This is a genomic window from Azospirillum formosense (genome assembly GCF_040500525.1).
GTDB classification, from domain to species: domain Bacteria; phylum Pseudomonadota; class Alphaproteobacteria; order Azospirillales; family Azospirillaceae; genus Azospirillum; species Azospirillum formosense_A.
In genome coordinates this window covers 603,086-623,191 of record NZ_CP159404.1, presented here as the reverse complement: position 1 = coordinate 623,191, position 20,106 = coordinate 603,086, and the positions used below count along the sequence as shown (strand labels likewise).

At 69.4% G+C, this 20,106-nt stretch carries 20 protein-coding genes; 7 read left to right on the top strand and 13 right to left on the bottom strand.

The window, feature by feature from the left end:
- Positions 1–235 precede the first annotated feature (235 nt).
- From ABVN73_RS23485 to ABVN73_RS23465, 5 genes are all read right to left on the bottom strand, one after another.
- Positions 236–805: a hypothetical protein gene (locus tag ABVN73_RS23485; RefSeq protein WP_353861005.1), complete on the bottom strand. Its 570-nt coding sequence runs from the start codon at positions 803–805 to the stop codon at positions 236–238.
- Between the two features lie 70 nt (positions 806–875).
- Positions 876–1,727 (bottom strand): hypothetical protein, encoded by an 852-nt coding sequence (locus ABVN73_RS23480; protein WP_353861004.1) that lies wholly within the window; start codon positions 1,725–1,727, stop codon positions 876–878.
- Positions 1,728–1,803: 76 nt separating this feature from the next.
- Positions 1,804–2,274: a hypothetical protein gene (locus ABVN73_RS23475; protein ID WP_353861003.1), complete on the bottom strand. Its 471-nt coding sequence runs from the start codon at positions 2,272–2,274 to the stop codon at positions 1,804–1,806.
- A 132-nt stretch (positions 2,275–2,406) separates the two neighbouring features.
- On the bottom strand, positions 2,407–3,264 hold the full coding sequence (locus ABVN73_RS23470; protein WP_353861002.1) for a ParB/RepB/Spo0J family partition protein: 858 nt from the start codon (positions 3,262–3,264) through the stop codon (positions 2,407–2,409).
- Positions 3,254–4,282 (bottom strand): AAA family ATPase, encoded by a 1,029-nt coding sequence (locus ABVN73_RS23465; RefSeq protein WP_353861001.1) that lies wholly within the window; start codon positions 4,280–4,282, stop codon positions 3,254–3,256. The genes ABVN73_RS23470 and ABVN73_RS23465 overlap by 11 nt, the downstream gene beginning before the upstream one ends.
- Positions 4,283–4,498: 216 nt before the next feature.
- Between ABVN73_RS23465 and ABVN73_RS23460 the strand changes: the two genes are divergently transcribed.
- From ABVN73_RS23460 to ABVN73_RS23435, 6 genes are all read left to right on the top strand, one after another.
- Entirely contained in the window at positions 4,499–5,134 is a 636-nt protein-coding gene (locus tag ABVN73_RS23460) for a methyltransferase domain-containing protein (protein WP_353861000.1), read from the top strand.
- 126 nt (positions 5,135–5,260) lie between these two features.
- Positions 5,261–6,532, top strand: a complete 1,272-nt coding sequence (locus tag ABVN73_RS23455; RefSeq protein WP_353860999.1) for an ABC transporter substrate-binding protein — start codon at positions 5,261–5,263, stop codon at positions 6,530–6,532.
- 65 nt (positions 6,533–6,597) lie between these two features.
- Complete coding sequence (locus ABVN73_RS23450) at positions 6,598–7,431, top strand: sugar ABC transporter permease (protein ID WP_353861434.1); 834 nt, start codon at positions 6,598–6,600, stop codon at positions 7,429–7,431.
- Between the two features lie 4 nt (positions 7,432–7,435).
- Positions 7,436–8,269: a carbohydrate ABC transporter permease gene (locus tag ABVN73_RS23445; protein ID WP_353860998.1), complete on the top strand. Its 834-nt coding sequence runs from the start codon at positions 7,436–7,438 to the stop codon at positions 8,267–8,269.
- Between the two features lie 4 nt (positions 8,270–8,273).
- Positions 8,274–9,374, top strand: a complete 1,101-nt coding sequence (gene ugpC, locus ABVN73_RS23440) for a sn-glycerol-3-phosphate ABC transporter ATP-binding protein UgpC (RefSeq protein WP_353860997.1) — start codon at positions 8,274–8,276, stop codon at positions 9,372–9,374.
- Positions 9,375–9,447: 73 nt separating this feature from the next.
- Positions 9,448–10,245: a DeoR/GlpR family DNA-binding transcription regulator gene (locus ABVN73_RS23435; protein WP_353860996.1), complete on the top strand. Its 798-nt coding sequence runs from the start codon at positions 9,448–9,450 to the stop codon at positions 10,243–10,245.
- Positions 10,246–10,248: 3 nt separating this feature from the next.
- Here ABVN73_RS23435 and ABVN73_RS23430 read toward each other — a convergent pair whose 3' ends face one another.
- Positions 10,249–11,748 carry an L-lactate permease gene (locus tag ABVN73_RS23430; RefSeq protein WP_353860995.1) on the bottom strand — a complete coding sequence of 500 codons (1,500 nt, stop codon included), beginning with the start codon at positions 11,746–11,748 and terminating at the stop codon, positions 10,249–10,251.
- A gap of 117 nt (positions 11,749–11,865) precedes the next feature.
- Positions 11,866–12,456 (bottom strand): NADPH-dependent FMN reductase, encoded by a 591-nt coding sequence (locus ABVN73_RS23425; RefSeq protein ID WP_353860994.1) that lies wholly within the window; start codon positions 12,454–12,456, stop codon positions 11,866–11,868.
- Between the two features lie 369 nt (positions 12,457–12,825).
- On the opposite strand from ABVN73_RS23425, the gene ABVN73_RS23420 reads away from it, so the two are divergent.
- Entirely contained in the window at positions 12,826–14,832 is a 2,007-nt protein-coding gene (locus tag ABVN73_RS23420; protein ID WP_353860993.1) for a methyl-accepting chemotaxis protein, read from the top strand.
- Between the two features lie 82 nt (positions 14,833–14,914).
- Here ABVN73_RS23420 and ABVN73_RS23415 read toward each other — a convergent pair whose 3' ends face one another.
- From ABVN73_RS23415 to ABVN73_RS23390, 6 genes are all read right to left on the bottom strand, one after another.
- Entirely contained in the window at positions 14,915–15,418 is a 504-nt protein-coding gene (locus tag ABVN73_RS23415; protein ID WP_353860992.1) for an L-2-amino-thiazoline-4-carboxylic acid hydrolase, read from the bottom strand.
- An 11-nt stretch (positions 15,419–15,429) separates the two neighbouring features.
- Entirely contained in the window at positions 15,430–16,155 is a 726-nt protein-coding gene (locus ABVN73_RS23410; protein ID WP_353860991.1) for an ABC transporter ATP-binding protein, read from the bottom strand.
- The gene (locus ABVN73_RS23405) at positions 16,152–16,919 is read right to left on the bottom strand and encodes an ABC transporter ATP-binding protein (protein ID WP_353860990.1); all 768 of its coding nucleotides are present in this window, start codon (positions 16,917–16,919) and stop codon (positions 16,152–16,154) included. Before ABVN73_RS23405 ends, ABVN73_RS23410 begins: the two co-directional genes overlap by 4 nt.
- Complete coding sequence (locus tag ABVN73_RS23400; RefSeq protein WP_353860989.1) at positions 16,916–17,944, bottom strand: branched-chain amino acid ABC transporter permease; 1,029 nt, start codon at positions 17,942–17,944, stop codon at positions 16,916–16,918. Before ABVN73_RS23400 ends, ABVN73_RS23405 begins: the two co-directional genes overlap by 4 nt.
- Positions 17,931–18,845, bottom strand: coding sequence for a branched-chain amino acid ABC transporter permease (locus tag ABVN73_RS23395; protein ID WP_040136279.1), 915 nt, complete (start codon positions 18,843–18,845; stop codon positions 17,931–17,933). The genes ABVN73_RS23400 and ABVN73_RS23395 overlap by 14 nt, the downstream gene beginning before the upstream one ends.
- A 68-nt stretch (positions 18,846–18,913) precedes the next feature.
- Positions 18,914–20,026 carry an ABC transporter substrate-binding protein gene (locus tag ABVN73_RS23390; protein WP_353860988.1) on the bottom strand — a complete coding sequence of 371 codons (1,113 nt, stop codon included), beginning with the start codon at positions 20,024–20,026 and terminating at the stop codon, positions 18,914–18,916.
- Positions 20,027–20,106: the final 80 nt, after the last annotated feature.

The window sequence follows — 20,106 nt, the reverse complement described above, 5'->3', positions numbered from 1 at the left end:
AACCGCAGAAGCAAAGGGGTTGCTTCTTGTTACGGATGCTGTCGTGCCGATGGTCCTTATGGGGGGGCCATCAACCGCGGCGGCAGACATAACATAGAACAAGTCCGGCTCCGGGCCAATGCGCTGCAACATCGCAGATGCGAGCGGGTGCGATTTTTCACAGGAATGTCAATAAGAAATGGCTTTTCAGAGCCTTACTGCACCGCACCAAGTGGTGTGACCAGCCGATTTCGGCTCAAATCCGCAGGATTCGTCCGCCGGCCTTGAGCGCGAGCGGGAACAGCTTGGGCGCCACCGCCCCCAGGAGCCAGGGCCGCAGCTTCGCCAGAGCGGCCGGCGCCGCCAGCAGGACGAGCGTCGCGCCGCTGTGCGCCCATTGGCCGGCAGTCATCTCCTCGAACCCGTTCCACAGCAGGACCGCACCGCTGCCCAACCCGGCCACGGCGGTGACGGCCTCCCCCAGCGCCTGGAGCGCGTCGATCCCCCACAGCGGGTTCGCCGTGGTGACACGGCCGACCAGACGGCGCAGCTGCGCGGTCAGGCGCGCCGCTGACACCGCGTCGAACCGCCCGCTGTCGACCGCGTCGCGGGGCAGGGCGACCAGGACGTCGCCGTCGGGCTGGATCGAGACGCGGACCGGGACGGTGCGCAGGCCACCGCCCCCGCTACCGGGCGAGGGCGGTGCCAGGGGCACGCGCAGGCCGATCGTCCGCCCACCCTGGGCGAAAAACCGAAGCGCCAGGGCGATGCCGCGCCCGCGCCGCGGGATCAGCCCCGCCTTGCCCCGGCGCAACCGCCCGACCATTTCGGCCAGGGCGTCGCGCCGCCACTTAATGCCATGCGGAAGGTCGCTCAGGAGGCGCCGGCGCAGCGGGCTACCCCGTATCTCCCACCAGGGTGTTCACGGCTTTTCCGGCGAACCGGCCCAACGCGTCGATCAGGAAGCTCCAATAGCGGAAGGAGACGTCCACCGCGTCCTTGTGGACGCCGATCATGACGCTGTTGCCGACATTGTCCCGGCCCTTCAACAGGCGGGTGACCACGTCGCCGTCGATCTGGATGGTCGACTGCATGACCACCAGCTCGGTCCCCACGTCCCACGCCTTGCGGATGGTCACCACGTCCGCGGTTTTCAGCGCCGGCATGCGGCGGACCGCCTCGTCCATGCCGCGCCGGTAGCTGACGGTGTCCAGCCCGCGGCGCCTCAGCACGTCGTTGATCTGGTCGGAGTTGCGCTGGATGCGCATGAGGATCGGCAGCGCGTCCGGGTCGATCAGCGCCGCGGCGGACACCAGCTCGGCGGTGGCGTCGGGGCGCCGGGCGGTGTCCAGGGTGCGGTCGATCATCTCGCGCAGCCAGCTCGCCACCTCGCGCTGGTCGTCGAAGACCTTCAGCGTGGTGCCGCGGGCGGGGTCGTTGCCCGGCAGGTCGCGGCTGAGGAAGAAGGGGTCGTAGCGGTCGGGCCGGGCAGCGTCGGACGGCGGGACGAACGGCGCCAGCCCCCAATCGAAGGTTTCCGAAATCCGGCCGGCCCAGGGGGCGAGGATCGCCGTCTCGCGGCTGCCGAAGACCTCCAGCTGTTCGCACAGGAAGACATAATATTCCTGCGCCAGATCGATCAGGGCGTCCCCCGCCATCGGCATCTTCTCCGCCGAGATGCCGGTCTTCAGCACGGTGTTGATTTCGAGCGCGAGAAGGTTGCGCGCCAGATCGACGAACTGGGACATCGGCCACCGTGCTGGGTTGGGGAGGGCGTCAGGGGCGGCGGGGGAAGGGAGCGGCCCCCGCCGGACCGCAGGCGGGTCAGTTCGGGCGGCCGGAGATCTGGACGGCCAGATCGCGGATCGCCTTCAGGTTGGTGCTGACGATGTCGCTGCTCTTGGTCACCTGGGCGAGGTGGAACTCGGTCAGGCCGTGGTAGGCGGCGTTGGTCGCGAAATCACGGCTGATCAGGTTCTCGATGTCGCCGGTGACCAGATTGACCTGGGTCTGGAAGGCCTCGATGGTGGTCCCGGACTTCGGGCGGCAGGTGAAGCCGACCTGATCGGGATTGTCCTGGACCACCTCGATGTCGGCGATCGCGGTCACGACCGTCAGCGTGACCAGCCGGTCCAGCTTGTCCGCGATGGTGTTCAGCAGGGAGTTCGCCTTGCCCTGCTCGTTCTGGATGACGGCGGCGCCGCTCGGCGGCGGCGCTGCGGGCGCCTGGACGGCCGGCGGTCGGGTGGCGGAAGCGGTCGGGTCGGCGGCGGTATCGGCGGCGGTATCGGACATGGCTGCAACCTTCTGGAGACGGATGGCGTGACACGGCCAAACATCGCGCAAGAGATGAGTTCTGTCCAATGACCTCTGCCATGGCGAAGTCGTGACGAAAAAAATCGCGTTCAGGAGGTTTTTTCCAAAGTCTCACTCGCGCAGAAGCGCATCGATGGCGTCGCGCAGGGCGCGCAGCTCCTGCCGCTGGTCCTCGGCCAGGGCATGGCCTGACGCGCGCAAGCTGTGGATCTTGTGCACATTGCTTCGCAATGCACGCAAAGCGGGTGCCGCGGACGGGGCGGCGGGGAGGGCCGCCTTGCGCTCCTGCTTGGCGTTGCGCACGTCCTTGACGGTCAGGCCGTCGCCGGCCCGTCTCCAGAGCGCGAGCTGGATCGCCTCGTCGGGCAGTTCGGCCAGCTCCATGAGCAGGGAAACGGAGACGGCGGGCCGGTCCGGAGCCTCCTCTTGGATGCGGGCGGGCAGGCGCAGGATGCCCAGCAGGCGGGCCACATACTCCTGCGACTTGCCGATCAGGACGGCGGCCTGCTCCTGCGTCAGCCCCTTGTCGCCGATCAGCTTGGCGAGCGTCAACGCGAGGTCGATGGGGTGCAGGTCGACGCGCTGGGCGTTCTCGATCAGGGCCAGCGCCTGGACGTCGTCGGTGTCGATGACCAGCGCCGGGATGGTCTCCCGCTCCAGGGCGCGGAAGGCCCAGTAGCGCCGCTCACCGGCCACGATCTGGAAGCGGTCGGGGGCGACCTCCCGGACGTTGATCGGCTGCAGCAGCCCCCGCTCGCCGATCGAGGCGGCCAGCGCGGCGATGTCGGCCGCGCGGGCGTTGCGCCGCGGCTGGTCGGGGTTCGGCTCCACCTGCTCCAGCGGAATCTCGCGGTGGCGCATCTTGCCGGACAGGCCGAACAGGGCGGCGTTGCTGCCCCCGCCGCTGCCGGTGCGGCTGAGCGCCCGCTTGAACAGGCCGGCGTTGGAGGTGTCGAGCTTACGCGCCATGGCGGATCTCCTCCCCGGCGAGCGCCAGCAGGGCGTCGGCGATTTCGCGGAAGCTCTCCGCGCCCGCGGAGTTCGGGTTGTAGGCGAGGCCGGGGCGCCCGGCCATCACGCTCTTGGAATAGTCGGCGGCGCGCTTGACCGGGGAGAAGAGGTGGAGCTGCTCCGTCGCGGCAAGCTCGCGCAGCTCCTTCATGACCGTCTCGTCCTGGAGGCGGCGCGGGCTGTACATGGTCGGCAGGATGCCGAGGATCTGAAGGCGCGGGTTCACCAGCTCGCGCACGCCGGCGATGGTCTCGAACAGCTGCGGGATGCCCATCATCGAGAGCATCTCCGTCTGGGTCGGAATCAGCAGTTGGTCAGCGGCGTTCAGCACCGAGACGGTCAGCTCGCCCAGATGCGGCGGGCAGTCCAGCACCACGAAGTCGTACTGCCCGGCGAGCTGCGCGATCTTGGCGCGCAGGATCAGCGTGCCGTTGGGCTGGCGCAGAAGCTCCCGATCCGTCGCCGCCAGCGAGATGGAGGAGGGCAGCAGGTCGAAGGCCCCGTCGCAGACCGGGGTCATGAACTCCATCATCGGCCGGCTGGCCTTCAGCGCGTGGGTCAGGGTCGCCTTGGCCAGTTCCCGCTCGTGCGGGTCGACGCCCAGATGCACGGTGGCGTTGGCCTGCGGGTCGCAGTCGATCAGCAGCACGCGCCGCCCCGATTGGGCGAGCAGCCACGCGACGTTGACGCAGGTGGTCGTCTTGGCGACGCCACCCTTCTGGTTGGCGGCGCAGAACACCACCGGGGCGGCCCGCACCGCCGCCGCCGCGGGGATGCCCACCGGCTCCGTCACGGTCTTCAGGGCGCCCGCGACGATCTGCGGAATCCGCTCCGCCCCGGTTTCCCAGCGGGAGATCTTGGCGCGGTCGTAGCGCCGGTTCAGCCGTTCGTTCAGCCAGCCGACCAGAGCCTGCTGGTTCATGCCGCGCTGTTCGCGGTAGCGGCGCAGCTCCTCGCCGCTCATCTCGTGGGCCACGGGGGCATCCCTTATTTGGGGTGATCGCGCGGGCACCATGAGTCATGTTGATGGTGGTGTCAACATCCGTGCCGCACATGTGATGACGCTTCGAAATGGACACGGACTTGCGGTCCGCCGTGGAACAAGGGGGGTGCGCTGCGGCTTTCCTGTGGTGCGAAAGGCCGCTATGGTCGCGGCCGAAAAACCTGCGCCAGGAATCGTGAGGGAGACCCAATGGACGCCGACTCCATCCGCGCCGCCTACCGGCGCTACGCGCGTTTCTACGACCCCGTCTTCGGAAACCTGCTGGCGTCCGGCCGGCACGCCGCCGTGAAGTGGATCAACCGGCGGGGCGGCTTGCGCGTTCTGGAGGTGGGCGTGGGCACGGGCATCTCCCTGTCCGACTACCGCAAGGACAACCGCGTGGTCGGCATCGACCTGTCCTCCGAGATGCTGCGCGTCGCCCAGGACCGGGTGGACCGCGAGCGGCTGGAGAATGTGGAGGGGTTGCTGGAGATGGACGCCGGCAAGCTGGCCTTCGCCGACGGCAGTTTCGACCTCGTGGTCGCCATGTATGTGATGACGGTAGTCCCCGACCCGCAGGGCACGATGAACGAGCTGGAGCGAGTCTGCCGTCCCGGCGGCGACATCCTGATCGTCAACCATTTCGCCGCCGACAAGCCGGGCATCCGCCGCTCGGTGGAGAACTGGATGGCGCCCTTCTCCAAGAAGCTGGGCTGGCGTCCCGACTTCACGCTGGACACGCTGATGTCCGGCTCCCGCCTGAAGGTCGAGGAGCTGCAGACCGTTCCGCCCTTCGGCCTGTTCAGCCTTCTGCATTGCCGCCGCGAGGCCGCCACAGCCGCCTGATGCCTGTTCCTTCTCCCCCTGGGGAGAGGGCTTTGTCGTTCGGCTGCAATTCCGCTCAGGGAACTCGACCGCGGCCATTGCAGTTTCCCTTCCGGACCTTGATCGACCGGGATTGGAAGGGGCTCCATGGCGCGGCGGTGCGCGTTGCTCATGGCGGGGATGCTGACGGCCGCCTCGGCGCTGCCCGCCGCCGGGGCGACGGTGACGCTGGCCTGCAGCGGGCTCGGAATCAGCTTCGACCTGTGCCGCGACGGCGCGCAGGAGTGGGCGCGGCGCAGCGGGAACGAGGTCCGCTTCGTCTCCCCACCCAAGGGGGCGAGCGAGCAGCTGGCGCTCTACCAGCAGCTTCTCGCCGCCGGATCGCCGGACATCGACGTGTTCCAGATCGACGTGGTCTGGCCGGGCATCCTCGGCAACTATTTCATCGATCTGAAGGACCGCGCCGGGCCGGACGTGGTTCGCCAGCATCTTCCGGCGATGATCGAGGCGGCGACGGTCAAGGGGCGGCTGGTCGCGATGCCCTGGTTCGCCGACGCCGGGGTCCTCTATGCCCGCAAGGATCTGCTGGGGGCCCACGGGCGTCCCGTGCCGCAGACCTGGGAGGAGCTTCAGGACACCGCCGCGATGATCCAGCGGGCGGAGCGCGCCGCCGGGCGCGACCGCATGTGGGGCTACGTCTGGCAGGGCCGCGCCTACGAGGGGCTGACCGTCAACGCGCTGGAATGGATCGCCAGCCGCAACGGCGGCACCATCGTCGCCCCCGACGGCGCCATCACCATCGACAACCCGCGCGCCGCCGAGGCGCTGGCCATGGCCCGCGGCTGGGTCGGCTCGATCAGCCCGCCCGGAGTCCTCAACTATATGGAGGAGGAGGCGCGCGGCGTCTTCCAGTCCGGCAACGCCGTCTTCATGCGCAACTGGCCCTACGCCTGGACGCTGGTCAACGCGGCGGACAGCGCGGTCGGCGGCAGGGTCGCGGTGGTGCCGCTGCCCAAGGGCGGGCCGGACGGGCGCCACACCTCCACGCTGGGCGGGCAGTTGCTGGCGGTCAGCAAATTCTCCGCCCATGCGGACGAGGCCGCCGATCTGGCGCTGCACCTGACCGGCCTGGCCGAGCAGAAGCGCCGGGCCATCCACGGCGCCTCCAACCCGACCATCCCGGCGCTTTACGAGGATGCGGAGGTGGTGGCCGCCAACCCCTTCTTCGCGGAGCTGGCCGAGTCCATCGCCAACGCGGTCAACCGTCCGGCCCAGGCGACGGGCATGCGCTACAATCAGGTGTCGGCGGAGTTCTACGCCAACGTCCACGAGGTGCTGACCGGGCGGCAGGACGCCAAGGCGATGCTGCCGGACCTCAAGGAGGCGCTTGTCCGCATCAGCCGGGGAGGGCGCTGGTGACCGGTCTTCCGCACTCCAGCCTGGAACGGCAGAGACGCCGCGCGGCGTGGCTGTTCCTGCTGCCGATGCTGATCGTGCTGGCGGGGGTGGCCGGCTGGCCGCTGTTCCGCACCGTCTTCTTCTCCTTCACCGACGCGACGCTCGCCACGTTGGACGGCTTCCAGGGCGTCGGGCTGGACAATTACCTGTGGCTGATGCGCGATCCCGTCTGGTGGCGGGCGGTGTGGAACACGCTGGTCTTCACTGTGGTGTCGGTGGGGATCGAGACGGCCTTGGGGCTGGGCATCGCGCTGATCCTGAACGCGCATCTGCCGGGGCGCGGGCTGCTGCGCGCCGCCGTGCTGATCCCCTGGGCGATCCCCACCGTGGTGTCGGCCCAGATGTGGGGGTGGATGTTCCACGACCTCTACGGTGTGGTGAACGCGATCCTGATGGGGCTTGGGCTGATCGCCGAGCCGCGGGCCTGGACCGCTGACCCCGATCTGGCGCTGCCGGTGGTGATCGCGGTCGATGTGTGGAAGTCCACGCCCTTCATGGCTCTGCTGATCCTGGCCGCCCTCCAGATGCTGCCGCGCGACCTCTACGAGGCGGCGCGGGTGGACGGGGTGCATCCGGTCACGGTGTTCTTCCGCATCACGCTGCCGCTGATCCGTCCGGCGCTGATGGTGGCGGTGCTGTTCCGCACGCTGGACGCGCTGCGCGTGTTCGACCTGATGTATGTGCTGACCGGAAACAGCCGCTCCACCATGTCGATGTCGGTCTATGCCCGGCAATATCTGATCGACTTTCAGGACGTGGGCTACGGCTCCGCCGCGGCGACGGTGCTGGTTCTGGTGCTGGCGGTGGCGACGGTGCTGGCGGTGACTTTCGGCCGCGTCCGCGTCGATGCGGGGAGGTGAAGGAATGGGCTTGAGACGCATGATCGGACGCGTTGCCTTCGCCCTGCTGGTTCTGGGAATCGTCGTCTGGGCGGTGTTCCCCTTCGCCTGGGCCATCGTCACCTCGCTGAAGGCGGGCAGCGCGCTTTTCACGGTGGAGGCCTGGCCGTCGCAGCCGTCGCTGGCCAACTACGGGGCGATCTTCAAGGAGCAGCCCTTCGGGCGGAACATCCTGAACTCCCTGCTGGCCGCCTCGGCGGTGGTGGCGCTGTCGCTGGGGCTGGCGGTGCTGGCCGCCTACGCGCTGGGGCGGGTGCGCTTCCGCGGGCGGGGGCTTCTGCTGTTCGTGGTGCTGGGCGTGTCGATGTTCCCGCAGGTCGCCGTCCTGTCGGGCCTGTTCGAGCTGGTGCGCTGGCTCGGCCTCTACAACCGGATCGGCTCGCTGGTGCTGTCCTACCTGATCTTCACGCTGCCCTTCACCGTCTGGGTGCTGACCACCTTCATGCGCGAGCTGCCGAAGGAGCTGGAGGAGGCCGCCATGGTTGACGGCGCCGGTCCCTTCGTGATCGTGACGCGGGTCTTCCTGCCGCTGATGGGGCCGGCGCTGGCGGCGACCGGGCTGCTCGCCTTCATCGCCGCCTGGAACGAGTTTCTGTTCGCCCTGACCTTCACCCTGACCGACGACGCGCGCACCGTGCCGGTGGCGATCGCGCTGATGTCGGGGGCCAGCCAGTACGAGCTGCCCTGGGGCCAGATCATGGCGGCGTCGGTGGTGGTGACGGTGCCGCTGATCGGGCTGGTGCTGCTGTTCCAGCGGCGGATCGTCTCCGGCCTGACCGCCGGCGCTGTGAAGGGGTAGGGCGATGGCGGGCGTCACGCTGCGCGGGGTGCGCAAGAGCTTCGGGCGGATCGAGGTCATCCACGGCGTCGATCTGGAGGTCGCGGACGGCGAGTTCGTCGCCTTCGTCGGCCCGTCCGGCTGCGGCAAGTCCACCCTGCTGCGCCTGATCGCCGGGCTGGAGGAGCCGAGCGCCGGGGACCTGTCCATCGGCGGGCAGCGGGTGAACGACCGGCCGCCGGCGGCGCGCGGCATCGCCATGGTCTTCCAGTCCTACGCGCTCTACCCGCACATGACGGCCTACGACAACATGGCCTTCGGCCTGACCCTGTCGCGGACCGACAAGGGGACCATCGCGGAGCGGGTGCGCGCCGCCGCGCGACTTCTTCAGATCGAGGACCTGCTCGACCGCAAGCCGCGCGACCTGTCCGGCGGGCAGCGCCAGCGGGTCGCCATCGGGCGGGCCATCGTGCGCGAGCCGCAGGTCTTCCTGTTCGACGAGCCGCTGTCCAACCTCGACGCCGGCCTGCGCGTCCAGATGCGCCTGGAGATCGCCAAGCTGAAGGCCAACCTGCGCGCCACCATGATCTACGTGACCCACGATCAGGTGGAGGCGATGACGCTGGCCGACCGGATCGTCGTGCTGAACGCCGGGCGGGTGGAGCAGGCCGGCACGCCGCTGGAGCTGTACCACCGCCCGCGCAACCGCTTCGTCGCCGGATTCATCGGCTCGCCGGCGATGAACTTCCTGGATGTGGTCTCGGAGGGGCGGGCGGACGGGTCGGTGCGGGTGTGGTTGCCCGGCGGGGTCCCGCTGGACATCGCGGTGGATGGCGCCGTGGATGGCGCCGGGCGCGACGCCGCGCCGGCGGCGGGGACGCCCCTGACGCTCGGCGTGCGGCCGGAGCATGTCGGTCTGGCCGACGGCGGAACCGGGCTGCTCGCCACCATCCTGGCCGTGGAGCGGCTGGGCGGCGAGACCCATTGCCACGCCGCGCTGGAGGACGGGCAACGGCTCCTGGTCCGCCTCGACGGTGACCGGCCGGTGGCGGCGGGCGAGCGCTTGCGCTTGAACCTGCGGGGCGAAACCGCGCATCTCTTCGGGTCCGATGGGCAGAGGCTCTGAGCGCAGGGTGATTCGCGCCGTCCTGCTTTCGAATGAACTTGCCGGTGAAGCGGCGGTCCGCTTGAATGCCGCCATGGACATCATGACCCCCCGGCAGACCGACATCCTGGCGCTCGCCCGCACGCAGGGGCGCGTGCTGGTCGACGATCTGGCCGCCCGCTTCAACGTCACGCCGCAGACCATCCGCAAGGACCTGAACGAGCTGTGCGACCGCCGGCTGCTCCAGCGGGTCCACGGCGGCGCCGTCGCCGGGTCGGGCGTGGAGAATCTCGGCTACGAGGCGCGGCGGCTGATCGCCCAGGACGAGAAGCGCGCCATCGGCCGCCGCGCGGCGGAGCTGGTGCCCGACAGCTCCTCCCTCTTCATCAACATCGGCACGACGACGGAGGAGGTGGCCCGCGCCCTCCAGGGGCGGAGCGGGCTGGTGGTCATCACCAACAACATCAACGTCGCCAACCTGCTGCGCCCCGAGCCGCACATCGAGGTGATCGTGGCCGGCGGTGTGGTGCGGCGGTCGGACGGCGGCATCGTCGGCGAGGCCGCCATCGACTTCTTCAACCAGTTCATGGCCGACTTCGCGGTGATCGGCGCCTCGGCCATCGACGAGAGCGGGGCGCTGCTCGACTTCGACTACCGCGAGGTGCGGGTGTCGCAGGCGATCATGGCGAACGCCCGCCACGTCATCCTGGTCGCCGACCGGAGCAAGCTGGAGCGCACCGCCCCGGTGCGCATCGGCCACATCTCGCAGGTCCACACCTTCGTCACCGACGTCCTGTCCTCCGACCGGCTGGCCCGCATCTGCCGTGAATCGGGCGTGCGGGTGGAGGAGCTGTTTCCCGACCGCGCGACGGAGCCGGAACCCCAGGACTGACCCCTACACCAGCCAGACCCAGGCGACGACGACGGCGAGCAGCGATGCGGTCGAGGCGACGCCGATGGGCAGCGCCAGCCGGTAGATCGCGGACTCCGCCTTGCTCAGCCCCAGCAGGCTGGAGGCCAGAACGATCCGGCCCGGAGTCAGCAGCGTGCAGACGCTGCCGGCCACCACCTGGATCGCCGCGGCGGCGATCAGCGGCAGGCCGCTGCCCGACGCCAGATTGACCTGGATGTGCATCATCAAGGCGTTCGATGCGGTGTTGGAGCCGGTCAGCATGCCCGTCGCCGCCCCCAGCACCGGCACCGCCAGCACGGCGGCGGAGCCCGCCACCGCCTGCCACGCCTGCCCGAAGGCCGCCGCCCCGCCGGCGGCGGCCATGAAGGCCGCCAGCTCCACGAAGACCAGCGTCGCCGCCATCGGCACCAGAGCGGCGCGCAGGGCGGGGACCGCCACGGGCAGGGCGCGCCCGCGCGGCAGGCCCGCCAGCATGACCAGGGCGATGGCGACCAGCCACGTCGACGGGTGGCGCAGCAGGGGCATCGGGGCCAGCCCGCCGAAGGGGTCGAGGACCAGCCAACTGGCGGTCCAGTCGGACAGCGGCGGCACCAGCCGGGTCGCCATCAGCCCGCCGACCAGGACCACATAGGGCCACAGCAGGGCCAGCAGCCGCGACAGCCCGGCGGCATCGCGCGGCAGCCGCCGCGCCTCCACCGCCACCAGAAGCACCGCCGTCGCCAGCCCGCCGCCCAGCTCCGGCGCCACGAAGCGGTTGGTCAGCCAGAGCAGCCCGGCCAGCGCCAGCATCAGGGCGAGGTCCCTGGCCCGGTCGATCGGGCTGGAGGTCAGGCCGGCGCCATGGATCAGCCGCCAGAACACCAGCAGCAGGCTGGGCAGCACGACCACCATCAGAGCCGCGCTGGCCGTCCCCAGCTCGGTGAAGGACACGCCGATCAGCTCCGCCCCGACCCGCGTGCCGACGCCCAGCGCGCCCCAGGGGGCGAGCATCTGGCTGAACAGGCCCAGCGCCGCGGCGTGGGCCGGCGGCAGGTTGAGCGGGCGCAGCATGGCGAGCGCCACCACCAGCCCGACGCCGAACCCCGTCACCGACTCGGCGAAGGGACCGGCGAGCAGGCAGGCGACGAAGACGGCGCGGCGCCGCTCGGCCGGGGTCTTCGCCTCGCTCCGGGTCTCGGCCTTGACGGCGCGGGCCTCGAAGGCGCGGTGGAACAGCAGGCCCGCCGCGATGATCGACATCGCGTGCCACGCCAGCCACGCTCCCTCTCCGGCCTTCAGCGCCACGGCGGGAAGCAGGCCCGGTAGCTGGGCCAGCCAATCCGGAAGGGTGGCGCCGCTCGGCTGGGCCACCACCAGGGCCGCCATGAGCACCCCGGCGGCCAGCGCCATGCCCGCGGTCCCGGCGGTCAGCATGCTGACACGCCGCGACACAAGGAGGGCGACGGTGGCGGCGAGCGGCAGGAGATGGAGGGTCAGGGGCATGATCGACACAGGGAACCGTGGAAGAAGCGTGCTGATATACTAATATCGGCACGCCCCGGCCAGCCCCATCGGTCTTTGCGCGGCTGCCCCGCGCGTCCGGCCCTCCGTCGCGAAGGGTCAGGCGCCCTTGGCCCCGCGCAGCAGGGCGACTTCCGCCAGCAGATCGTCGACGGCGGCCAGCGCGAAGTCGAGCGCGGCCTGGTCGGTCAGCCGGCCATCCCTGATCTTCTCGTGAACCATGCCGATGACCACCTGCGGGCGGGCGATGACCCGTCCCATCATGCCGGACAGCGTCTCGCGCATCTCGTGCTGGGCGCGCACGCCGCCGGTGAAGGCCGGGGAGGCGGTCATGATGAGGATCGGCTTGCCCCGCACCGGCGACTTCATGGCCGGGCGCGACGCCCAGTCCAGCGCGTTCTTCAGCACGCCCGACATGCCGTAGTTGTATTCGGGGGAGATGATGACCAACCCATCGGCCGCGGCGATGGCGTCGCGCAGGGCGGTGGCCGGGGCGGGGGTGTTCTCCGCGTCCAGGTCGGGATCGTAGGGCGGGATGTCGTTCAGCGGGAACAGCGTCATCTCCGCCTTGCCGCCCGCCTTTTCGCCCAGCGCGTCGGCGAGCGTGCCCAGCACCGCGGTGCAGTGGGAATGGCGGCGGATGCTGCCGGAAAGACCGAGTAGGCGGACGGGCTTGGCGGTGTCGGTCATCGTGATGGTCCTGTCGCGGTTTGAAGGTGTGCCCGTTCCAACGGTGCGCATGGAGGATGGTGCCGTTCCGGGCGTCGGGCGGCAACCCGGAGGTTCGCATGACCGGGCCGCCGCTTTTCTCCCCCCGGCCGGAGCGGACTCCGTAGAATCCACAATAGGGGCGGCAGCGCCGCGAATACGCTTAAAATGCAAGATAAATTCGAGGATTTCCCAGCATTTGCAGCGGTCTAGCCGGTGGACCGCGTTTCAACCAGTCGCGACGATGGTCGCGACGGTGCGACAATATGGTGATGTTTTTCGCCCATTAATACAGTAGAAGTAGCACTTAAGTAGTGTTTGTGCGTGTTCTCCGCGACGGGGTGCTGGCTTATGCGCGACAATGGACCGGTTACGAACCGCGAAATCGAAATGACCGACGACATGCTGCTTGTGTCGCGGACCGACACCCGCGGCAAGATCACGTTCGTCAATAAAGCATTCGTTGATATTAGCGGTTTCTCAGAAAAGGAATTGCTTGGCGCGCCACACAATCTTGTGCGCCATCCGGACATGCCCCCGGCGGCCTTCGCCAACCTGTGGGAGACCATCAAGGACGGCAGGCCGTGGGAGGGGCTGGTCAAGAACCGGTCGAAGAGCGGCGATCATTACTGGGTCAGGGCGAACGTCACCCCGATCACCGAGAAGGGCGTGGTGACGGAGTACATCTCGATCCGCACCAAGCCGAGCCGCGAGGCGGTGGCGGAGGCGGAGCGCGTCTACGCCGAGATCCGCGCCGGGCGCGGCCAGCGGTATGGCCTGCTGGACGGCCAGATCGTCCGCCGCGGCTTCGGCGTCTGGCTGGGCGATCTGGCGTCCAGCATCGCCGGCCGCATCCTGGCGACCACCGGCCTTCTGTTGCTGACGGTCATGGTCCTCGGCTGGCTGAGCCTCACCGGCAGCGACAGCATCGAAATCTTCGCGGGGCTGATGCTGTTCGGCCTGCTGGTGGCCGGCGTCGGCACGCTCAGCGTGCTGGGCACGGTCCGCCGTCCGCTCGGGCTCGTCGAAACCCATCTCGACGCCATCGCCCGCGGCGACCTGATGACCAACGTTCCCAGCTCCGGCGTGGCGGAGTTCGCTCGCATCCGGTCGCAGATCCGCGCCGTGAAGGCGAAGCTGAGCTACTCCATCCAGGAGCGCGCGGAGCGCCAGCGCCAAGCCGAGGAGGAGCGCATTTCCGCCCTTCAGGCCATGGCCGAGACGGTGGAGCGCGAGGCCAGCCATGCGGTCGAGCAGGTCGCCCTGCGCACCGGCGGCATGGCCCAGGACGCCGACGCCATGGCGACCTCCGCCGAGCGGGTCAGCATCAACGCCCAGAACGTCGCCGCGGCGGCGGAGGAGGCGCTGGCCAACGCCCAGACCGTGGCGGCGGCGACGGAGGAACTGGCGGCCTCGATCCGCGAGATCTCCGCGCAGATCGCCCATTCCAGCGCGGTCACCCGCCGCGCCGTGGAGAACGGCCAGCGCACCCAGGGCACCATCCAGTCGCTGTCCGAAGCGGTCGGCCGCATCGACGAGGTGGTCAAGCTGATCACCGACATCGCCAGCCAGACCAACCTGCTGGCGCTGAACGCGACCATCGAGGCGGCGCGCGCCGGGGAGGCCGGCAAGGGCTTCGCCGTCGTGGCGCAGGAGGTGAAGAACCTCGCCAACCAGACCGCCCGCTCGACCGAGGAGATCACCCGCCTGATCGCGGAGATCCAGGGGGTGACCAGCACCGCCGTGGGCGCGGTGGCGGAGATCGGCGACACCATCGGCGAGATCGACCAGATCTCCAGCGCCATCGCCGCCGCGATGGAGGAGCAGGCCGCCGCCACCCAGGAAATCAGCCGCAACGTGGTGGAGACCTCCAACGCCGCGCAGGAGGTGTCGGTGCGCATCGCCGCCGTCTCCAGCGACGCCGACCAGACCGGGTCCCAGGCGTCCGGTGTCCGGGCCGGCTCGGACGAGGTGGCGACCAGCATCGACGAGCTGCGCCGCGTGCTGGTGCGCGTCGTCCGCACCTCCACCAGCGATGCCGACCGGCGCCGCAGCCCGCGCTACCGGGTCAACGAGGCTTGCGGCATCGTGGTGCATGGGCGCGACCAGTCCGGCACGCTGACCGACCTGTCGAACGGCGGCGCCATGCTGAGCGGGATCGGCGGCCTCGGCGTGGGCGACCGCGGGACCCTGCGGCTCGACCGCTTCGGCCTGTCCGTCGCCTTTGAGGTCCGGGCCATCGACAAGGCGGCGGTCCATGTCCGCTTTGCCGACAGCGACGTGGCCATGCCGCGCTTCCGGGAGGCTTTCACGCAGATGACCCGCGGCCTTCCGCCGGTGACGGCGGCGGCGGCCTGACGGACCGCAGCATCCCGTCCTGAAAAAGCGACGGCCCGGCGTGGGGAACGCCGGGCCGTCGTCGTTTCGGGCTCGTCCTTCGTCAGTCTTGCGGCTGGTCCACGCGGTAGCGGAAGTCGCAATGGCTGGCGCCCTGCATGATGGTCTGCGTCCGCTCCATCTTGATCGACGGGTCGTAGCCCGTGCAGAAGGCGGCGTCGCGGTTGCAGGACAGCAGATGGCCGATGTGGCCGAGACCCATCTCCCGGTACATCTCGGCGTAGCGGCAGCGGGTGACGTTGTAGTCGAACCGCCTCTCGTCCTGGTGCAGAACCTCCAGCCGCAGCGCGTCGTCCTTGGTCCACAGCGGCTGCAGGTCGGCGAAGCTCGTCAGGCTGGTCCCGTTCGGCTCGGTGGCGGCGAAGGCCGCGGCGGACTCCACCGCGGCGCGGGTGATGGCGGCGCCCAGGATGTCCTGCGCCACCGCCTCGCCCAGCCGGGCGGCCATCTCCTCGTAGACCGGCTTCAGGATCGCCGCCTCGATCCCGCGGCGCTCCAGCATGCCCATCGCGGGCTTGGCCGCGGGCGTGTCGGTCGGTTCGGTCATCGGTGTCTCCCTCAATGCGCGTGGCCGCCGAGATAGGCTTCGGCGATGCGGGGATCGTCGCGGAGCTTGGCGGCGGGACCGGCCAGAACGATCCGCCCGTCCTCCATCACCGCTGCGTGGTCGGCGACCCGCAGGGCGGCGCGGGCGTTCTGCTCGACCAGCAGGATCGACACGCCCTCGGCCCGGATGCGCTGCACCAGGTCGAAGATCTGCGCGACCACCATCGGGGCCAGACCCAGCGACGGCTCGTCGAGCAGAAGCAGGGCGGGGCGGCGCATCAGGGCGCGGGCGATGCACAGCATCTGCTGCTCGCCGCCCGACAGCGACCCGGCGTTCTGGCGCAGGCGCTCCCGCAGGACCGGGAACATGTCGAGCATCCGGTCGAGTTCGCCCAGCCCGACGTCGCCGCCGCCGAGCACCAGATTCTCCCGCACGCTCATGTTGGAGAAGATCTGGCGGCCCTCCGGCGCCTGCGACAGGCCGAGCTTGACGATGCGGTGGGCGGGCAGGTTGGCGATGGGCTCGCCGCGGAAGGCGATGCCGCCCCGGCTCGCCCGGTAGACGCCGGAGATCGCCCGCATCAGCGTCGTCTTGCCGACGCCGTTGGAGCCCAGCACGGCGACGATGGCGCCCTGCGCCACGGTCAGGTCGATGCCGTGCAGGATCTCCTGCGGACCCATGGTGACGTGCAGGTTCTCGATCGCGAGGATCGGGCCGTTGGTGTGCGGCTGGGTCATGCGTCCACCCCCAGATAGGCTTCCAGCACCGCCGGATCGCGGCGGATGGCGTCGGGTGGGCCGTCGGCGATCTTGCGGCCGGAGGCGAGCACCAGGATGCGCTGGCAGATGCTCATGACCAGGGTCATGTCGTGCTCCACCAGCATGATGGTCAGGCCGGTGCCGTGCAGCCGCTTGATGAAGTCGGCCAGCGCGCGGGTCTCGGTGTCGTTCAGGCCAGCGGCGGGCTCGTCGAGGATCAGGAAGCGCGGCTGCATCGCCAGCGCGCGGGCGATCTCCAGATATTTGCGCTGGCCGTAGGGCAGGTTGGCCGCCAGCTCGCCCGCCACATGGGTCAGGCCGACGGCCTCCAGCGCCTCCCAGGTGCGGCGGCTGATCTCGGCGGAGCGGGCGCCGCCCCCGGCGAGGGAGCCGAACAGGGCGCCGAACGCCCCCTGCGGCAGCGCGCCGACCGCACCAACCGACACGTTGTCGAAGACCGACATGTTCGGGAAGACGCGCAGGTTCTGGAAGGTGCGGCTGATGCCCAGCCGGGCCACTTGGTTGGTCTTCAGGCCGCTGATGGTCTTGCCGTCGAAGGTGACGGTGCCCGACGACAGCGGCGTGAAGCCGGAGATCAGGTTGAACAAAGTGGTCTTGCCGGCGCCGTTCGGGCCGATCAGCCCGACCAGCTCGCCCTCGTCCACATGGCCGGTCACGTCGTTGACCGCCAGCACGCCGCCGAAGCGGCGGCTGACGTTGCGGATGTCGAGAAGATGGGTCATCGCCAGCCGATCCCTTCGCCCTTCGCGGTGTTGCGCCACGCCGCCCCCAGTTGGCGCCGCGCGAGCTGGAGCGCGGAGACCTCGCCCAGAAGGCCCTTGGGCAGCAGCAGGATCGACAGGAACATCACCAGACCGACCATGATGTTGCGGAAGTCGCCGAAGGCGCGCAGCCCCTCCGGCAGCAGGATCAGCAGAAGCGCGCCGATCACCGCGCCGGGCAGGCTGCCCAGGCCGCCGACCACCACCATCGCCAGGATCAGGATGGATTCGGAGAACTTGAAGTCGCCCGGCGAGATGTAGCCGGTCATGTGCGCCCACAGGCTGCCCGCCACCCCGGCGAAGAAGGCCGACAGGGTGAAGGCCTCCATCTTCAGCCGCGCCGTGCTGACTCCCATGGCGTCGGCGCACTGGTCGTCCTCGCGGATCGAGCGCAGCGCGTTGCCGTAATAGGAATGGCTGAGCCGCCCGATCGCCAGCACGCACAGCGCCACCACCGTCGCCACCGTGTAGTAGGTGGCGAGCCGGCCCGACAGGCTGACGCCGAACAGCTCCAGGCCCTTGGTGACGATGATGCCGTTGGGCCCCTTGGTGAACTCCACCCAGTTCAGCATGACCAGATAGAGCATCTGCCCGATGGCCAGCGTCGCCACGGCGAAATAGATGCTGACCAGCCGCATGGTCGGCAGCGCCACCAGGAAGGCGATCAGCGCCGCCACCAGACCGGACAGCGGCAGCGTCACCGTGAAGCCCAGCCCGAACTTGGTGGACAGCAGGGCGGCGGTGTAGGCGCCGACCCCGTAGAAGGCGGCGTGCCCGAGATGCAGCAGCCCGGCCACCCCGGTGACCAGATGCATGGAGGCGGACAGCAGGATGAAGATCAGCGCCAGATTGGCGATCTGGTAGAAATAGCCGCGGTCGAAGCCGGCCAGCAGGGCGGGCAGCCCCACGAAGACCAGCAGGGCGAGCAGGAGCGGTATCAGCAACCCCCGCCCGCGCGGCGGCGCCGACAGGTCAGACACGTTCACGGCGCGCTCCGAACAGTCCGTTGGGGAAGAAGATCAGGGTCAGGATCAGGAAGCCGTAGGCGACCATGTCCGACCAGCCCGACGACACGAAGGTCGTCGCCATGCTCTCCGAGATGCCCAGGATCAGGGCGCAGATCACAGCACCCGGGATGGAGGACAGCCCGCCCATCACCATGGCGACGAAGGCCTTGATGCCCGGCACGAAGCCCATCGCGGGGAAGATCGCCCCGTAATAGAGCCCGGTCAGGATGCCGGCCGCCGCCCCCATCATCGAGCCGACGACGAAGGTCATGATGATGGTGCGGTCGGTGTCGATGCCGACATACTTGGCGCCCAGCGGGTTGTTCGACACCGCCCGGATCGACAGGCCGATGCGGGTGCGGGTCAGCAGATACTGGAGACCGATCAGCATCGCGGCGGCCACGCCGAAAATGATGAAGTCGCCGGTCACCAGGATCACCGGCCCGATGCGCACCGGCGTGTTGATGAGATACTCGAACGGGACGGAGCGCATCTGCGACCCGAACACGATCTCCAGCGCCTCGCGCACCACGATGGACACGGCGAGCGAGGAGAGCAGGGTGGATTCGCGCATCGCCCGCGACTTCAGCGACGCCTCGTCGGTGAAGCGGCGGAAGGGTTTGAAGGCGATCCGCTCCAGCGAGAATCCGGCCATGGCGCCGATCGCCAGGGCGATGAAGATCACCGCGAAGATCGGCGGGGCCGTCGCGGAAATCAGCACCAGCCCGGCGAAGGCGCCCAGCGTGTAGACCTCGCCATGGGCGAAGTTGACGACGTTCAGCACGCCGAAGATCAGCGTGAAGCCGATCGCCATCAGCGCGTAGGTCATCCCCAGCGACAGCCCGATGGCGAGCTGCTGGAGGTAGTAAGGGTCGATCATGCGGGCCGTTCGCTGGAGATCGTTGTCTTATCGGGTCGGTCGTTGCCGGATCGGTCTGCGCGACGCGGTCAGTCGGCGACCGGCACGAAGGCGCCGCCCTTGACCTCGACCTTCACCAGCTCCTTCTCGGCCTCGCGGTCGGCGCTGAAGCTGGTCTTGCCGGTGACGCCGGGGAAGTCCTTGGTCTCGGCCAGGGCGTCGCGCACCTTCTCGCGGGTCGGGTTCGGGTAGGCCTTCTCGACCGCGGCCAGCATGATGCGCACGGCGTCATAGGCCTGGGCCGGGAACTGGCCCGGGACCGCGCCGTTGGAGGCGGCCTTCCACTCCGTCACGAAATGCTGGATGTGCGGGGCCGGGTCGGTCGGCAGGAAGTTGGAGGTCAGGTGCACGCCCTCCGCCGCCTCGCCGGCCAGCTCGATCAGCTTCGGGCTGTAGGCGGCCGAGGTCGAATAGACCGGCGTCTTGATGCCGAGCTGCTGCACCTGGCGCAGGAACTGCGCGCCGTCCTCGTAGAAGAAGCCGGTGTAGATGGCGTCGGGCTTCGCGCGCTCCAGCTTGCTGATCAGCGAGCGGTAGTCCTTCAGGCCGCGGTTGAAGAACTCCGAGAAGACCACCGTGCCGCCGTTGGCCTTCACGCCGTCGGTGAAGCCGGAGACGACGGACTGGCCCCAGTCGGTCTGCTCGGCGATGACGGCGATGTTCTTGTAGCCCTTGGACAGCATCCACTTGGCGTTGTAGGGGCCTTCCTGCGCCTGGGTGGCGATGTTGCGGAACTGGTACTTGGAGATCTTGGTGTAGTCGGGGTGCGAGGCCGTCTGCGAGAGCTGCGGCATCCCGGCGTCCTTGTAGACCTGCGCCGAGGCCATCGACACCCCCGAGGTGAAGTCGCCCAGCACGCCGACGATCGTCTTGTCGTCCACGAACTTGCGGGCGATGTTGGTGCCCTCCTTGGCGTCGGAGCGGCTGTCCTCGAAGACGATCTCGGCCTTGAAGGGCTTGCCGGACGCGTTGAACTCGGTCAGCGCGATCTCGGCGGCCTTGCGGAAGTCCTGCCCGTACTGGGCGGTCTCGCCGGTCAGCGGCAGCTGGTAGCCGATCTTCACGGTGTCGGCGGCCAGGGCGGTGCCGGCAAGCGCACCGGTCATCAGGGCGGCGAGGGAGGCGGTCTTCAGGGCGGTCATCGTGGGTGAACCTTTCTTGCGAAGGCCGGCTTCGAGGCCGGTGTTGGGCAGCGTCTTGCGGTGGGGCTTGGCGGCAGGGT